Source organism: Clostridium sp. Marseille-Q2269 (assembly GCF_943736985.1).
Classification (GTDB): domain Bacteria; phylum Bacillota; class Clostridia; order Clostridiales; family Clostridiaceae; genus Clostridium_F.
In genome coordinates this window covers 236,973-253,279 of record NZ_CALSFS010000002.1, presented here as the reverse complement: position 1 = coordinate 253,279, position 16,307 = coordinate 236,973, and the positions used below count along the sequence as shown (strand labels likewise).

Genomic DNA, 16,307 nt, shown 5'->3' with positions numbered 1-16,307 from the left:
TTTAGTATAATAAACAGGGGGATTTTTATTTTTGCAAATATTTAAACAACAATTTAAAATATGGAGGGTTTTTTTGAATAGTAATATTATCAATCAAGTATTAATTCTTTTTATAATAATGGCTATAGGAATTGTTTGTGGGAAAAAAGAAATTTTAACTGAAGAAACAAATAAAAAACTTTCTGAGCTTTTATCTAAAGTTACTTTGCCTTGTCTCATAATTTCTTCTTTTAACTATAATTTTACTGGCGACATGATAAAAAAAGCTAAGATGTTTTTTGTTTATTCGCTAATTATACATATAGTACTAATATTAATAAGTGGAATATTTTTTGTTAAATATAATCAAAGGGCTAAGAAAGTTCTTAAATTTTCTACTATATTTTCTAATAGTGGTTTTATGGGTTATCCTGTAATAGAAGCTTTGTATGGTAAAATTGGAGTGTTTTATGCTTCTATTTTTGGTATACCTTTTAATATATTTATGTTGTCAGCAGGAATTATGATATATACAGGTGAGAAGGATGTTAAAAATTTAAAATCTATACTTAAACATCCTGGTATAATAGCTACAGTTTTAGGTATGTTTATACTTTTGTTTTCAATTCCTGTGCCTATGCCAATAAATAAATCATTACAATATGTAGGAGCTATGACAACTCCTTTGTCTATGATAATAGTTGGAGCTATGGTAGCAGATATAAATATAAAGGAAATTTTTACAGGAACAGAAGCTTACTACGGTTCTTTTGTTAGACTTATAATAATACCATTTTTAGTTTATATTTTAATGATTATATTAAAGGCAGATAAGCTTGTATTAGAGATATGTGTAATATTAGAAGCTATGCCCACAGCAGTATTGGCTACTGTTCTTGCAGAAGAGTATGATGGAGATGCAGTTTTAGCAGCTAAATGTGTATTTATGACAACTATATTGTCCATTATAACAATACCTTGTATAGTATATTTTATAACTTGAATATAATTGTTATATTAAAATATGTACTATTATAACAAAAACTTAAGTTATAATGTATAATATAGATATAAATTTTAATTATTCACTTTTAAATTTAATTTAATATTATAAAGAGGTGGGCAAATGTTTGATACGCATTTACATACTGAAGTTTCAACAGATTCTGAAATGACTATAGATGAAGTTATAGAGACTTCTAAAAATAACAATTTGGGAATAATAATAACAGAGCATATGGATTTAGGATTAAAAAATGAAAATAAGTTTTGCTTTGATGTACCTTCTTATTTTGAAAAGTATAATAAATATAGAAATGACAAATTGCTTTTAGGTATAGAATTAGGCATGGAAGAAGACCTTATAGTAGAAGGAAAAGACGTGGTGTGCAGCGGAAATTTTGATTATGTAATAGGGTCTATTCACTTAATAAATAAAATGGATCTATATTTTGAAGAATTTTATAAAGATAAAAGTAAAGATGAAGCCTTTCATATTTATTTTGATAACATGAAATATAATTTACAAAAGTATGATTTTATAGATAGCTTAGGACATATAGATTATATTTCAAGATATGCTAGATATAAAGAACCAGAAATAAGTTATAATATTTTTAAAGAAAATATAAATGAAGTTTTAAAGATTTTAGCAGAAAAAGAAAAGTCTATTGAAATAAATACTAGAAGATTAAGTGATAAAAAGGTTGTAGAAAATCTAGTTAAAATATATAAGAGATTTTATGAACTAGGTGGGAAAACAGTTACGTTAGGATCAGATTCCCATACTGCTAAAGATATGGGAAGTAGATTAAGCCTTGCAAAAGAAATGGCAGACTATTGTAATTTAAAGGTTGTGTATTATAAAAATAGAAAACCTGAATATGATAAGTAGTGTTTATCATAACTTTGTGTATATAGTGTTTTAAGCGTAGTCCTTATTTACAGTATTAAATTTAAGGAGATTTTATAAATTATCATAAAAACTAAAATTTGTATAGGATTTTCTAGAATTTAAGCAAATAACTTGATAAAATAAAGACTTTAACTTACAATAAAAGTTAAAGTCTTTTTGAATGAGGTGAGAGTATGAGACCTTTAGCAGATTTAATGAGACCCAACAAATTAGAAGATTTTGTGGGGCAAAAACATATATTAAAAGAGAACAAACCCCTATATAATTTGCTGAAAAATAAAGCTATATACAACTCTATATTTTATGGACCTCCAGGTACTGGGAAAACTACTTTAGCTAATATTGTGGCAAATTATGTAGATAAAAAATTCTATAAATTGAATGCAACCACAGCATCCATCAAGGATATTCAAGAAATAACTGCTAGTTTGAATAGTTTACTAAATTATAATGGTGTTGTTTTATATATAGATGAGCTACAACATTTTACTAAAAAACAACAACAGGCATTATTAGAATTCATAGAGGATGGAAGGGTAATATTAATAGCCAGTACTACGGAAAATCCTTATTTTGTTATACATAAAGCAATTTTAAGTAGGTGTAATATATTTAAATTTGAACCTTTAAGTAAAGATGATATTATACTAGGGTTAGAAAAGGCTATAAATAAACTAATAGATAGAGATATAAATATACAGTATAGTAAGGAAGCTTTAGAGTATATAGGGGAAATATGTCAAGGTGATTATAGAAAGGCTTATAATATTTTAGAGCTAGCTGTAAATTCACAATGTGGACCTGATATAAAAATTACTTTAGAGTATATAGAATCTTTAAAACAGTCCAATATTAGAGCAGACGCTACAGGAGATGAATATTATAATATTTTAAGTGCATTTCAAAAAAGTATAAGAGGAAGTGATCCTGATGCATCAGTTCATTATTTAGCAAGACTTATAAAAGGTGGAGATATTACATCTGTCATAAGAAGGTTATCAGTAATAGTGGCAGAAGATATTGGATTGGCTCATCCTAATGCATTGACTGTTGTAGATTCAGGTATAGAACTAGCTTTAAAAGTAGGACTTCCAGAGGCACAAATTATTTTATCTGAGATTACTATATATTTAGCCACATTACCAAAATCAAATAGCTCTTACTTAGCCATAAAAAATGCTATAAGAGACTTAGAAAACACTAATTTTGGAGATGTACCGGACCATCTTAAGGATTCTCATTATTATGGTGCTAAAAATTTAGGTGTAGGAGGATACAAATATCCTCACGATTTTAATGATCATTATGTTAATCAAGAATATCTTCCTAAAGCCCTAAAAGATAAGGTATATTATAAAACTCAACATAATAAATATGAAGAAAATCTAAAAAAATATTGGGAAAATCTAAAAAAGTGAATAAAAAACTAATATTTTAATGTAGTCTTATACAAAATAAGACTATACTTTTTTATAAAAAATTTCCTAAAAAATTGATTAATTATTGTTGACAGTTTTACTCAGGTTTGCTATTATAAAAATAAATCATAGTAAAGTGGTCAACATTAAAAGGATGTGATTAAATGAAGTTGTCAACTAAGGGTAGATATGGAGTAAAGGCTATGGTAGATTTGGCAATTAACTACGGTGGGCAACCAATTTCTATAAAAAATATTTCCGAAAGGCAGCATATATCTGAGTATTATTTGGAACAGTTATTTTCTCCGCTTAGAAAAGCTAAACTTATAAAAAGTATAAGAGGCGCTCAAGGGGGATATATACTAAATAGGCATCCTAAGGATATAACTGTAGCAGATATTATGCAGGTTTTAGAAGGCCCTATAGAAATATCTAGTTGCTTAGAAGGCGAAGATAGTTGCGGTAACGCAGAGTGTTGTGCAACTAGACTTTTGTGGGTAAAGATAAAGGAAAGTTTAGATAATATAATGGAATCAACTACCTTACAAGATATGGTAGAAGACTATAAAAAAATAAATTCACCAATTAAAAGGAGTGAACATAATGAATAAACAAGTTTATATGGATTATTCAGCTACTACTTATACAAAACCAGAGGTACTAGAAGAGATGCTTCCATTTTTCACTGAAAACTTTGGAAATCCATCTTCTTTGTATTCTTTCTCAGATAAAACAAAAAAAGCTGTGAATATAGCTAGAGAAAGAGTAGCAAAAGCATTAAATGCAGAAAAAAATGAAATATTCTTTACAAGTGGTGGTTCAGAAGCAGATAATTGGGTCTTAAAAGGAATAGCTTATGCTAATAAAAATAAAGGGAAACATATAATAACTACGAAAATAGAGCATCATGCTATATTACATACAGCACAATTTTTAGAGAAAGAAGGCTTTAAAGTAACTTATTTACCAGTTGATGAAGAAGGTTTTGTAAGTGTAGAAGATGTAAAAACTGCTATAACAGATGAAACTATTTTAGTTTCTGTAATGTTTGCTAACAATGAGATAGGAACTATAGAACCAATAAAAGAAATAGGTAAATTATGTAGAGAAAAAAATATTTATTTTCATACAGATGCAGTTCAGGCTATGGGGCATATAGATATAGATGTAAAGGACATGAATATAGATCTATTATCTATGTCTGCTCATAAATTTTATGGGCCTAAAGGTATAGGCGCATTGTATATAAGAAATGGAGTTAAGATACAAAATTTAATTCATGGCGGAGGACAAGAAAGAGGGAAAAGAGCTAGCACAGAAAATATAGCTGGAATAGTAGGTCTTGGTAAAGCTATAGAATTGGCTGTGGAGAATATGATAGAGGAAAATAAGAAATTATGTAATTTAAGAAATAAGTTAATAAAAGAAATAGAAACAAGAATACCTGAAGTAAAACTAAATGGGCCTAGAGATATGAGTAAAAGACTGCCTAATAATGTTAACTTTAGTTTTATAGGAATTGAAGGGGAAACATTGTTATTAGATTTAGATATGAATGGAATATTTGCATCTACAGGAAGTGCCTGTGCTTCAGCATCTTTAGATCCATCTCATGTGCTTTTATCAATAGGACTTCCACATGAAGTAGCTCATGGTTCCTTAAGATTAAGTTTAGGAGCTAAGAATACAGAAGAACATATAGATTATGTATTAGAAGTACTTCCTAAGATAATAAAACAAAGAAGAGAGATGTCACCACTTTGGGAAGATTATATGAAAAACAAGGAGGCAAAATAATATGTATACAGAAAAAGTAATGGATCATTTTAGAAACCCTAGAAATGTTGGAGAGATAGAGGATGCTAATGGAGTAGGTGAAGTAGGAAACGCTAAGTGTGGCGATATAATGAAAATATATTTAAAAGTTGAAGATAATATAGTTAAAGATGTAAAATTTAAAACTTTTGGATGTGCATCTGCTATAGCATCATCAAGTATGGCTACAGAACTTATAAAGGGTAAAACATTGGAGGATGCATGGAAACTTACTAATAAAGCAGTGGCTGAAGCTTTAGAAGGCTTACCACCAGTAAAAATGCATTGTTCTGTACTTGCAGAAGAAGCTATACACAAAGCAATAAATGAATACAGAATATCTCAAGGTTTAGAGCCATGGGAAATGAAGACTCATTCTGAACATATTCACGAACATGTACATGGTAACTAATTGTAATAAATTAAGTTAGCTTAACATAAGAAATTTTAATTTGAAATACCCTCAATTAAGAGGGTATTTTTTTATTTTTTGATAAAACTAAATATATAGTAATAATGAAAATACAAGTTATAGTTCAAGGTGTGATTTTAAAATATTGATATAAAGGGAGTAACTATGTATAGAAGTAAATACTTTAAATATATGAATGTATATTATAACAATGGTAAAAAAGCAGGTTTTATAAAGGATATATTAGTAGATTTCAATGAAGAAAAAATTATAGGATTTGAAGTAAGCTCATATAAATTTTTAAATAAAAATAATATTGCACTTATAGAGGATATAGTATCTATAAATAAAAATATGGTGGTAGAAAAATTAGAAAAAGGAAAATATTTAAGTTTTAATGATATAAAACATTTAGAAGTTATAGATATAGATGGAGTTTTAATGGGAGTTATTGAAGATATAATAATAAATGAAGATGATTTTAGAATTTCTGCACTTATAATATCTATGGGATTTTTAAATAATTTTATAAAAGGAAAGAAAGTAATAAGTCTTAATGAAATAATATTAGGAGAAAAGAATTTACTCTATTTTAATTATAAAAGTAAAAATTTAGATTTTAAGATAATGCTTAAGAATAAAATAAATTCATAGGAGTAAATATTATGGAAAAACATCATAAAAAATTATATATTGAATTATTGTTTTTTGTATTAGTGTTTTTAGTAGTTTTTATTATAATTATGAAAAATGACATAGCTAGAGATATAATTTCTTTGTTTTTTATATCTTTTGTTATTTATTATATACTAAAACCTATACACGTATTTTTAAAGAATAAGGGTATAAATGAGAAGTTTTCGGCATTAATTTTAGTTTTATCATTAGTAATAATTATAGGGATTTTTATTATTTCTATAATACCTAATCTAATAAAAGAAGCCCATAATATAACCGGATCTATAGAAAATGTTAAAAAGTATATAGACTATATATATAGTAGAATCAATTTATTAAACAATAATAAAATATTGGGTGGTATTTTGACCAAAATAAATAAAAAGGTTGAAAACTATACAATAATAATGGGAGATAATATTTTAAATAAATTTGTTGGTTTTGGAGAAAATATATTAGATTATGCTGTTATTCCAATAATAGTATATTATTTTTTAGCTTCAGGAAAAGACATAATACAAAAATTTTTTATGATTTTTCCAATCAAGATTAGGAATATAGTGAAAAATATATTTGAAGATATAGATAAAATTTTGGCTAGATATATTATAAGCCAAATGATATTATGTTTAATAATAACTGTACTTACTTTTTCCATATTAATAGTATTAGGTATAAGATTACCTATATTATTGTCTCTAGTAAATGGATTTTTCAATATAATACCTTATTTTGGACCTATTATAGGATCACTACCTGCTATATTAATAGCCTTTACTAAATCACCTAAAATAGCAATTTGGGCTTTTATTTTATTGTATGCTATACAACAAATAGAAGGAGATATATTGTCTCCTAAAATAACAGGAGATAGTGTAGATATGCATCCTTTGACTGTTATATTGCTTCTTTTAATAGGAGGAAAGATATATGGCCTTGTGGGAATGGTTTTAGCTATACCTATAGGAGTTATAATAAAAATTATATATGAAGATTTAAACTATTATTTATTTTAAATAATATATTTTTAGGTAACATAAAGTTTAAAAGATAGAATACTTATAAATTTTTGTATATCTTTTTGCATATCTTGACATAGTGGTAATTTTTATTTATAATTTGAGCATAATAAGATTAAATAAATATATGGTGATGATTAAAAGGAGTAAGTATAGTAGCTTTATATAGAGAGGAAGTGGATGGTGAAAACTTCTTAGAGTTCATACTGAAGGCTGTTTAGGAGCTATTTTTAGAAGATGTAAATACAAATGTGTATTTAAATTAGGGTGGTACCGCGGAATGTAACTTTCGTCCCTTTTCAGGGATTGAAAGTTTTTTTATTTATAAAAATATAAAAAATGAAGGAGAGATAAACCATGGACAGAATGGGTTTAAACGAAATAAGAGAGGAATACTTAAGATTTTTTGAAAGTAAGGAGCACCTAAGATTGCCAAGTTTTTCTTTAGTGCCTAAAAATGATAAAAGTCTACTTTTGATAAATGCAGGAATGGCTCCGTTAAAGCCTTATTTTACAGGACTTCAAGTTCCACCAAGTAAAAGAGTTACAACTTGTCAAAAATGTGTAAGAACTGGAGATATTGAAAATGTAGGTAAAACTTCAAGACATGGTACTTTTTTTGAAATGATGGGAAATTTCTCTTTTGGAGATTATTTTAAAGAAGAGATTATTCCATGGGCATGGGAATTTATTACAGAAATTTTAAAGCTGCCTAAGAATAAATTATATGTAACTATATATGAAGATGATAATGAAGCCTTTGATATATGGGTAAGTAAAACAGATGTGAATCCTAAAAGAATATTTAGGTTAGGAAAAAAAGATAATTTTTGGGAACATGGCTTAGGCCCTTGTGGACCTTGTTCAGAAATACATTTTGATAGAGGAGCTGGAGAAGTTACAACTTCAGAGGAATTTGTGAAAGCCAGTGATGAAGATAAAATAGTAGAATTTTGGAACTTAGTATTTACTCAATTTGATAAAGATCAAGAAGGAAACTATAATAGATTAGCTAATCCTAACATAGACACAGGTATGGGACTTGAGAGAATGGCTACCATAATGCAAGATGTAGATAGTATATTTGAAGTTGATACTATAAAGGCTGTATTAGATGAGGTTTGTAATCTTTCAGGAGCTAGATATAAAGAAGAAAAATTAAAAGATATATCTATAAGAATAATAACAGATCACATAAGAAGTATTACTTTTATGATAAGTGATGGTATACTACCTTCTAATGAAGGGAGAGGATATGTTCTTAGAAGACTCTTAAGAAGAGCTGCAAGACATGGAAAAACTTTAGGTATAAATCATACTTTTTTACATAGCTTAACAGACATAGTAATAAAAAATTCTTATAAAAATTATCCTGAATTAGAAGAAAAAAAAGATTATATAAAGAAAGTTATAAAGTTAGAAGAAGAAAGATTCGATGAAACTATAGATGCTGGAATGCAAATATTAAATGACTATATAAAAGATGTTAAAAACAATAAAAATAAAATTCTTTCAGGAGACAAAGCATTTAAATTATATGATACTTATGGATTCCCAGTAGAATTAACAGAAGAAATATTAGAAGAACAGAGTATAAGCATAGATATTGAAGGTTTTGAAAAAGAAATGAAAGAACAAAGAGAAAGAGCTAGATCTGCTAGAGAAGAGACTAACTATATGGGAGCAGAAGATACTATTTTAAATAAAATAGATTTAACTATAAATACAAAATTTGAAGGGTATAATAAAATACAAACTAAGTCAAAGGTAGCTTTGATTATAGAAAATGAAGAGTTTAAAAACCAACTTAAAGAAGGTGATGAGGGAATAATAGTAGCTTTAAATACTCCATTTTATGCTGAAATGGGAGGTCAAATAGGCGATACAGGCATTATATATAATAATAATTTTAAAGCAGAGGTTATAGACTGTAAAAAGAACATATCAGGTAAAATACTTCATTTTGTAAAAATTTTACAGGGAAAAGTAACACTGGATGATGAAATTATATTAAGAATAAATGAAGAAAGAAGAAATAACATAAGAAAAAATCATACAGCAACCCATATATTACATTCTGCTTTGAAAAAGGTAGTTGGAGAGCATGTGCAACAATCAGGTTCTTATGTGGATGATGAGAGATTAAGATTTGACTTTAGTCATTTCGAAGCAGTTTCAGAATGTGAGTTAAAAGAAGTGGAAAAAATAGTAAACACGGAAATAATGAAAGCTAATGATGTAAATACTAAGGTGATGAATGTAGAAGAAGCAAAACAAGATGGTGCTATTGCCTTGTTTGATAATAAATATAAAGATGATGTTAGGGTGGTTTCTGTAGGAAATTTTAGTAAAGAATTATGCGGAGGAACTCACGTAAGTAATAGTGGACAAATTGGAATGTTTAAAATAGTTTCAGAGGCTGGAGTTGCTGCAGGCATAAGAAGAATAGAAGCATTAACTGGTTTTAAAGCTATGGAATATTTAGATAACAAAAATAACATATTAAAAGAAGCATCTCAAATATTAAAATGTAATGAAAAAGAATTATTAAATAAATTAAATAATCAAATTTTAGAAATAAAACAAAATGAAAAAGAAATAGAAAATTTAAAATTAAAATTAGCAAGTGGAGCAGAGGATGAAATATTAAATAATATAAAAGAAATAAAAGGTGTTAAAGTGGCATCTGCAGTAGTAAGAGATATAGATGGAAATGCTTTAAGAGATTTAGGAGACAAAATAAGAGAAAATATGAAAAGTGGAGTAGTTGTATTAGGAAGTAGCAATAAAAATAAAGTTGTATTTATTGCTATGGCAACAAAAGATGTTGTAGCTAAAGGAATACATTGTGGGAAAATAATTAAACAGGTTGCAACTATAGCCGGTGGCGGTGGTGGTGGAAGACCAGACATGGCACAAGCAGGTGGAAAAGATCCAAATAAACTAGAGGAAGCTATAAAAACTGTAGAAAGTGTAGTGGAAAGTTTAGTTAAATAGTATACTTTTTAATGAATATGTCTTATAATATATTTAAAGAATATAAAGACACTCAAATATTGGTTGCTCCATAGAAAAGTTGCAATCGTTAAAGATTGTATAGGAAGGTGATAAAATGAGTGGAGATAAAACAATACAATTTGATCCTGTAGAAAACAAAAAAACATTAACCAAAGAAATACTTACAAAGGTTTATAATTCTTTATTAGAAAAAGGTTATAATCCAGTAAATCAGCTAGTAGGATATTTAATCTCTGGTGACCCAACATATATAACTAATTATAATGGAGCTAGATCATTAGTTATAAAGCTAGAAAGAGATGAGATACTAGAGGAAGTAATAAAATCATATTTAGGGATAAATTAAAAAAATAAAAATGCCCTTTAGGGCATTTTTATTTTAAATATGGAAATAATAGATAAATAGTACAGCTAAAGATTTAAATTTTAGCAAAATTAATATTACATAGAAAATATATTAAATTGTAAATGTATTACTTTTGTGTTATAGGAGTTTTATGAATACATAGTAATTTTATTATTTGAAGTGATTACTCCTATGTACTGAAGTTTCATATAAAAAATATTTAGGAGAGATTTATGAGAATACTGGGACTAGATATAGGTGATAGAACTATTGGAGTAGCTATAAGCGATCCATTAGGTTTTACAGCACAAGGAATTACAACTATAAGAAGAAAAAGTGAAGCATATGATTTGGAAGAAATAAAAAAAATATGTGATAAATATGAAGTAGATACTATAGTATCAGGGCTTCCTAAAAATATGAATGGTACATTAGGACCACAAAGTGAAAAGGTTCTTGAATTTTGTGATTTAATAAAAGCACATACTAATATTGAAATAAAAATGTGGGATGAGAGACTAACAACTGTAGCTGCTACAAAAGCCATGCTAGAGGCAGATTTGTCTCGCTCTAAAAGAAAAAAAATAGTAGATAAAGTGGCTGCTACGTATATATTACAGGGTTACTTAGATAGTTTGTAAAAATATGGAGGATGATAATATGGATAATAATGTAGATACAATAACATTAACAGATGAAGATGGAAAAGAAACTGAGTTTGAGGTAATAACTAAACTTGATATAGAAGATAAAGAATATGTAGTTGTAGTTCCTAAGGATGAAGAAGTAGAAGAGGCTATAGCTCTTAGAATAGACAGCAATGACGAAGGTGAAGACGTATTAGTAGCAGTGGAAGATGATGAAGAATTTAGCATGGTAGCAGAGGCTTATGAATTATTGTTTTCAGAAGAACAATAGTTTTGATTTAATTTTATAAAGAAAATTAATGAATATAATTTTAATTTACAGATAAAGATTATCAATTGACAATGGGATAATACTGTATTAAACTTATATTAAAATATAGTAGTTAAAAAGGTGGAATGAAAAGTGGCAGATTTTAAGAGAGAAGAAATTGAAAAGTTAAAGGAAGAATTAAAATCTAAGGGATATAAGTTAACGCCTCAAAGAAGAGCAATTATAGATATGATAAAAAAGAATGAGGGTAGCCATTTAACTACGGAAGAGTTATACGATTTAGTAAAAGAAGAATGTCCAGAAATAGGTCTTGCAACAGTATATAGAACAGTACAACTTTTAGAAGAAATGGGCGTTATATATAAATTAGATCTAGATGATGGGTGTAGTAGATATGAATTGATAAATGAAGATGAGAACCATCAACATCATCACTTAATATGTAGTAAATGTAATAAGGTAATAGAAGTTAAAGATGATTTATTAGAAGAATTAGAGGCAAATATTGAAAAAGAATATAATTTTAAAATAGAAAATCATAGTTTAAAGTTCTACGGTATCTGCAAGGAATGTCAAGAAAAATAAAAAAGATGAAACTATGATGAAAACTTAAAAGAAAAAGGAGGGAAGAAGTTTGCGATTGGACAAAGAAAGAGATAAAGTAAAAGATAAGGAGAAGGATAAAGTAAAGATTATTCCTTTAGGTGGCTTAAATGAAATTGGCAAAAACTTAACTGTTATAGAATATAAGAATGATATAGTAGTTATAGATTGCGGTCTTAAGTTTCCAGACGACGATATGTTAGGAATAGATGTGGTTATTCCTGATATAACTTATCTTAAAAAGAATATTAACAAAGTAAAAGGTATATTTTTAACTCATGGTCATGAAGATCACATAGGAGCATTACCATATGTTCTACGAGAAGTGAATGTACCAGTATATGGGACTAAGCTTACATTAGGTATAGTAGAAAGTAAATTAAAGGAACATGGGTTATTAAGTTCTGTAGAGTTAAAATGTATAAAACCAAGGGAAATAATTAGACTTCAGAATGTTTCTGTGGAATTTATAAGAACTAGTCATAGTATAGCAGATACAGTAGCTATAGCTGTGCATACACCCCTAGGAGTTGTTCTTCATACAGGAGATTTCAAAATAGATTACACTCCTATAGATGGTCATGTTACAGATTTAGCTAGACTTTCTGAAATAGGAAAGCGTGGAGTTATTGCTATGATGGCTGATAGCACAAATGTAGAGAGGCCAGGTTATACAATGTCAGAAAGTACTGTAGGGGAAGCCTTTCTAAATATATTCGCAGGAGTTAAAGGAAGAATAATTGTTGCTACCTTTGCATCTCATATCCATAGGATACAGCAAATAATAAGAGCTGCTGAAAAATATAAAAGAAAAGTAGCTGTGTCTGGCAGAAGTATGGAAAATATTATGGAAGTAGCTATGAATCTTGGATATATAAAGGCAGAAAAAAATATATTTATAAGTATAGATGCTATAAATAAATATCCAGATGACCAAGTAGTTATAATAACTACAGGAAGCCAAGGAGAGCCTATGTCAGCTCTTTCTAGAATGGCAGCTTCCGAGCATAAGAAAGTAAATATAAAGCCTGGTGATAAGGTAATTATATCTGCAACACCTATTCCAGGTAATGAAAAACTGGTATCTAGAGTTATAAATCAGTTATTTAAAAAGGGTGCAGATGTTATATATGAAACACTTGCAGATATCCATGTATCTGGTCATGCATGCCAGGAAGAACTTAAACTTATGCATACATTAGTAAGACCTAAATATTTTATACCTGTTCATGGAGAATATAGACACTTAAAACAACACGGAGAACTTGCTTGCCAATTGGGATTGCCAGAAAATCATGTTATGGTTTCAGATATAGGCGATGTTATAGAAGTAAGTAGAGATGGTGTTAAAAAGAATGGTTCTGTAGTGTCAGGTCAGGTGTTTGTAGATGGATTAGGTGTAGGAGATGTAGGAAATATAGTATTAAGAGATAGAAAACATTTATCTCAGGATGGTATATTAACAGTAGTTGTTACTATAGAGAAAGTTTCAGGTTCTGTTATTGCAGGTCCTGATATAATATCAAGAGGTTTTGTTTATGTAAGAGAATCAGAAGATTTGATGGAAGAAGCTAAAGGTTTAGTAAAGAAAGCCCTAGAAGAATGTGAAAAAAATCATATTACTGAATGGGCTGCAATTAAAACTAATATAAAGGATGTTTTAAGAGGCTTCTTATATGAAAAAACAAAGAGAAAACCTATGATATTACCAATTATAATGGAAATATAGCAATATATACTATATAAGACATCATTAAAAATAGTTTTTTATTAAATGTTTTAAGATTATCTTAAATATTATTAATAAAAAAAGAAAAGCTATGAATTTTAGAAATGTAATATTTCCTATTCATAGCTTTTTAACTATTTAAATGGGATAAACCTTATTATAGAGAATTTTAACTTATATATACTTAAATAATTAAATTTTCTTAAAAAACTTGTAATAATAAAGTAAGATATAATGAAAATGTTTAAGTAAATAGTAGATATAGTTTTAGATAAATAAATTAATATACTACATAAGTTGACTTTTTTTGAGTATAATATTAAAATAATAAGGTGAACCAAGTTGGATACTAGGAAGTATCCAATTTTTTTGAGTAAATAGTATTTTATTTAAAAATGCTTATTTAAAGATTTTAAAAATAAAATCAAAAATATTTATTCAGAACTTGCCTTTAGAAGAAGTAATAGCTTTTGCTAAAGATTAGTGAATTTATCCGGGACTTAGTGCCATTTTTATGATAATAGGCTAATGGTACTTATCTGTGAGATAAAATATATAAGTTTTTTAATTTAATAATTGGAGGAAAGAATATGAGTTTATTTGTTAGAAATGACATTAGAAATGTGGCCATAATTGCTCACGTTGACCACGGTAAGACAACGCTTGTAGATGCACTTTTAAGACAAAGCCACGTTTTTAGAGACAACGAAAAGGTAGAGGAAAGAGTTATGGACTCTAATGACATAGAAAAAGAAAGAGGAATAACTATATTGTCTAAAAATACTGCTGTAAATTATAATGGCATCAAGATAAATATAGTAGATACTCCAGGACATGCGGATTTCGGAGGAGAAGTTGAACGTGTATTAAAAATGGTAGATAGTGTTTTATTAGTAGTAGATTCTTATGAAGGTGCTATGCCACAAACAAAGTTTGTTACTAAAAAGGCATTAGAACTTAATCTACAACCAATAGTAGTAATAAACAAAATTGATAAACCTGATGGTAGACCAGAAGAAGTTTTAGACGAAATATTTGATTTATTTGTAGAACTTGGAGCTAATGATGAACAATTAGATTTTCCAGTAATATATTGTTCTGCTAGAGATGGTATAGCTAAAAATGAAATGGAAGATGAAGCAATCAATATGGAACCTTTGTTTGAAGCTATAATTAAAAATGTTAAATCACCAGAGGGACATATAGACAAACCGTTCCAAATGCTAGTAACAACTATAGATTACAACGAATATGTGGGTAAGATAGGTATTGGTAAAATAGAAAGAGGAAGCATAAAAAAGAATCAACAAGTATCCTTAATAAGAAGAGATGGGAACGTAGAAACTGTAAAAATATCTTCATTATATGTTTATAACGGATTAGCTAGAATAGAAACAGAAGAAGCCAAATTAGGAGATATAGTAGCAGTAGCAGGTATACCAGATATTAATATAGGGGAAACTGTAGCAGATGTTAATGAACCAGAAGCTCTTCCTTTTGTAGAAATAGATGAACCTACATTAAGTATGAATTTCATGGTTAATGATTCTCCTTTTGCAGGACAAGATGGTAAATTTGTTACATCAAGACATTTAAGAGATAGACTTATAAAAGAATTAGAAACTAATGTAAGCTTAAGAGTAGAAGATACTGATAGAGCAGAGTGTTTTAAAGTAAGTGGAAGAGGAGAACTTCATTTATCTGTATTGATAGAAACTATGAGAAGAGAAGGATACGAATTCCAAGTTTCAAAACCAACAGTTATATTCAAAGAAGAAAATGGCAAGAAGATGGAGCCTATTGAAAGATTAACTATAGATGTACCAGAAGAATTTATGGGTGTAGTTATGGAAAAATTAGGACCAAGAAAAGCTGAAATGGTTAATATGACTTCAGCTATAAATGGTTATACAAGATTAGAATTTAAAGTTCCAGCAAGAGGATTAATAGGATTCAGAAATGAATTTATGACTGATACTAAAGGTAATGGAATAATGAATCATGTGCTAGAAGATTATGAGCCATATAAGGGAGAAATAGCTGAAAGGTCAAGAGGATCATTAGTAGTATTTGAATCAGGGGAAGCAATAACTTATGGATTGTTTAACGCCCAAGAAAGAGGAATACTATTTTTAGAGCCAGGAACCCCAGTATATTCAGGTATGATAGCAGGACAATGTTCTAGAATAGGGGATATAGATGTTAATGTATGTAAGAAAAAACATTTATCCAATACTAGATCTTCAGGCGCTGATGAATCTTTAAAATTAGTTCCAGTGACAAAGATGTCATTAGAACAATGTCTTGAATTCGTTGCTTCTGATGAATTAGTAGAAGTTACTCCAAAGAATATAAGAATGAGAAAGAAAATATTAGATTCAGAATTAAGAAGAAAAGCTACAATAAGAAAAAGCAAATAGGCATTATAATTCTAACAAACAACTAGCTTAGAGCTGG

The 16,307-nt window shown here is 28.1% G+C and carries 15 protein-coding genes and 1 other annotated feature; all 15 genes read left to right on the top strand.

Going from position 1 to position 16,307, the window contains the following annotated elements:
- Window positions 1–73: 73 nt before the first annotated feature.
- The 15 genes from NGI68_RS05155 to typA all read left to right on the top strand — a co-directional run bounded on the left by NGI68_RS05155 (window position 74) and on the right by typA (window position 16,270).
- The gene (locus NGI68_RS05155) at window positions 74–982 is read left to right on the top strand and encodes an AEC family transporter (RefSeq protein WP_251860420.1); all 909 of its coding nucleotides are present in this window, start codon (window positions 74–76) and stop codon (window positions 980–982) included.
- Between the two features lie 123 nt (window positions 983–1,105).
- Window positions 1,106–1,873, top strand: coding sequence for a histidinol phosphate phosphatase (locus NGI68_RS05150; RefSeq protein WP_251860419.1), 768 nt, complete (start codon window positions 1,106–1,108; stop codon window positions 1,871–1,873).
- Window positions 1,874–2,067: 194 nt separating this feature from the next.
- The gene (locus NGI68_RS05145; RefSeq protein ID WP_251860418.1) at window positions 2,068–3,312 is read left to right on the top strand and encodes a replication-associated recombination protein A; all 1,245 of its coding nucleotides are present in this window, start codon (window positions 2,068–2,070) and stop codon (window positions 3,310–3,312) included.
- A gap of 164 nt (window positions 3,313–3,476) precedes the next feature.
- On the top strand, window positions 3,477–3,923 hold the full coding sequence (locus NGI68_RS05140) for an RrF2 family transcriptional regulator (RefSeq protein WP_251860417.1): 447 nt from the start codon (window positions 3,477–3,479) through the stop codon (window positions 3,921–3,923).
- Entirely contained in the window at window positions 3,916–5,109 is a 1,194-nt protein-coding gene (gene nifS / locus NGI68_RS05135; RefSeq protein ID WP_251860416.1) for a cysteine desulfurase NifS, read from the top strand. The genes NGI68_RS05140 and nifS overlap by 8 nt, the downstream gene beginning before the upstream one ends.
- A 1-nt stretch (window position 5,110) precedes the next feature.
- Window positions 5,111–5,539 carry a Fe-S cluster assembly scaffold protein NifU gene (nifU, locus tag NGI68_RS05130; protein WP_251860415.1) on the top strand — a complete coding sequence of 143 codons (429 nt, stop codon included), beginning with the start codon at window positions 5,111–5,113 and terminating at the stop codon, window positions 5,537–5,539.
- Between the two features lie 165 nt (window positions 5,540–5,704).
- Complete coding sequence (locus tag NGI68_RS05125) at window positions 5,705–6,193, top strand: PRC-barrel domain-containing protein (RefSeq protein ID WP_286010083.1); 489 nt, start codon at window positions 5,705–5,707, stop codon at window positions 6,191–6,193.
- An 11-nt stretch (window positions 6,194–6,204) separates the two neighbouring features.
- Window positions 6,205–7,233, top strand: a complete 1,029-nt coding sequence (locus NGI68_RS05120) for an AI-2E family transporter (RefSeq protein WP_251860413.1) — start codon at window positions 6,205–6,207, stop codon at window positions 7,231–7,233.
- A gap of 127 nt (window positions 7,234–7,360) precedes the next feature.
- Window positions 7,361–7,536: a binding site (T-box leader), on the top strand.
- A 57-nt stretch (window positions 7,537–7,593) separates the two neighbouring features.
- Window positions 7,594–10,233, top strand: a complete 2,640-nt coding sequence (gene alaS / locus NGI68_RS05115) for an alanine--tRNA ligase (protein WP_251860412.1) — start codon at window positions 7,594–7,596, stop codon at window positions 10,231–10,233.
- Window positions 10,234–10,348: 115 nt separating this feature from the next.
- The gene (locus NGI68_RS05110; protein ID WP_003385813.1) at window positions 10,349–10,600 is read left to right on the top strand and encodes an IreB family regulatory phosphoprotein; all 252 of its coding nucleotides are present in this window, start codon (window positions 10,349–10,351) and stop codon (window positions 10,598–10,600) included.
- Between the two features lie 233 nt (window positions 10,601–10,833).
- Entirely contained in the window at window positions 10,834–11,241 is a 408-nt protein-coding gene (gene ruvX / locus NGI68_RS05105) for a Holliday junction resolvase RuvX (RefSeq protein WP_251860411.1), read from the top strand.
- Between the two features lie 19 nt (window positions 11,242–11,260).
- Window positions 11,261–11,518: a DUF1292 domain-containing protein gene (locus NGI68_RS05100; RefSeq protein ID WP_251860410.1), complete on the top strand. Its 258-nt coding sequence runs from the start codon at window positions 11,261–11,263 to the stop codon at window positions 11,516–11,518.
- 132 nt (window positions 11,519–11,650) lie between these two features.
- A complete protein-coding gene (locus NGI68_RS05095; RefSeq protein WP_251860409.1) occupies window positions 11,651–12,103 on the top strand; it encodes a Fur family transcriptional regulator in 453 nt (150 codons plus the stop codon).
- 49 nt (window positions 12,104–12,152) lie between these two features.
- Window positions 12,153–13,850: a ribonuclease J gene (locus NGI68_RS05090; protein WP_251860408.1), complete on the top strand. Its 1,698-nt coding sequence runs from the start codon at window positions 12,153–12,155 to the stop codon at window positions 13,848–13,850.
- Window positions 13,851–14,440: 590 nt separating this feature from the next.
- Window positions 14,441–16,270 carry a translational GTPase TypA gene (gene typA / locus NGI68_RS05085; RefSeq protein ID WP_251860407.1) on the top strand — a complete coding sequence of 610 codons (1,830 nt, stop codon included), beginning with the start codon at window positions 14,441–14,443 and terminating at the stop codon, window positions 16,268–16,270.
- The last annotated feature ends 37 nt before the right edge of the window (window positions 16,271–16,307 follow it).

What these genes read in the sequence shown, in the direction of transcription:
- NGI68_RS05145 (WP_251860418.1), top strand. Translation starts at nt 2,068, where the DNA reads ATGAGACCTTTAGCAGATTTAATGAGACCCAACAAATTAGAAGATTTT.
- typA (WP_251860407.1), top strand. Translation starts at nt 14,441, where the DNA reads ATGAGTTTATTTGTTAGAAATGACATTAGAAATGTGGCCATAATTGCT.
- NGI68_RS05140 (WP_251860417.1), top strand. Translation starts at nt 3,477, where the DNA reads ATGAAGTTGTCAACTAAGGGTAGATATGGAGTAAAGGCTATGGTAGAT.
- alaS (WP_251860412.1), top strand. Translation starts at nt 7,594, where the DNA reads ATGGACAGAATGGGTTTAAACGAAATAAGAGAGGAATACTTAAGATTT.
- NGI68_RS05100 (WP_251860410.1), top strand. Translation starts at nt 11,261, where the DNA reads ATGGATAATAATGTAGATACAATAACATTAACAGATGAAGATGGAAAA.
- NGI68_RS05150 (WP_251860419.1), top strand. Translation starts at nt 1,106, where the DNA reads ATGTTTGATACGCATTTACATACTGAAGTTTCAACAGATTCTGAAATG.
- nifS (WP_251860416.1), top strand. Translation starts at nt 3,916, where the DNA reads ATGAATAAACAAGTTTATATGGATTATTCAGCTACTACTTATACAAAA.
- NGI68_RS05125 (WP_286010083.1), top strand. Translation starts at nt 5,705, where the DNA reads ATGTATAGAAGTAAATACTTTAAATATATGAATGTATATTATAACAAT.
- ruvX (WP_251860411.1), top strand. Translation starts at nt 10,834, where the DNA reads ATGAGAATACTGGGACTAGATATAGGTGATAGAACTATTGGAGTAGCT.
- nifU (WP_251860415.1), top strand. Translation starts at nt 5,111, where the DNA reads ATGTATACAGAAAAAGTAATGGATCATTTTAGAAACCCTAGAAATGTT.
- NGI68_RS05120 (WP_251860413.1), top strand. Translation starts at nt 6,205, where the DNA reads ATGGAAAAACATCATAAAAAATTATATATTGAATTATTGTTTTTTGTA.
- NGI68_RS05110 (WP_003385813.1), top strand. Translation starts at nt 10,349, where the DNA reads ATGAGTGGAGATAAAACAATACAATTTGATCCTGTAGAAAACAAAAAA.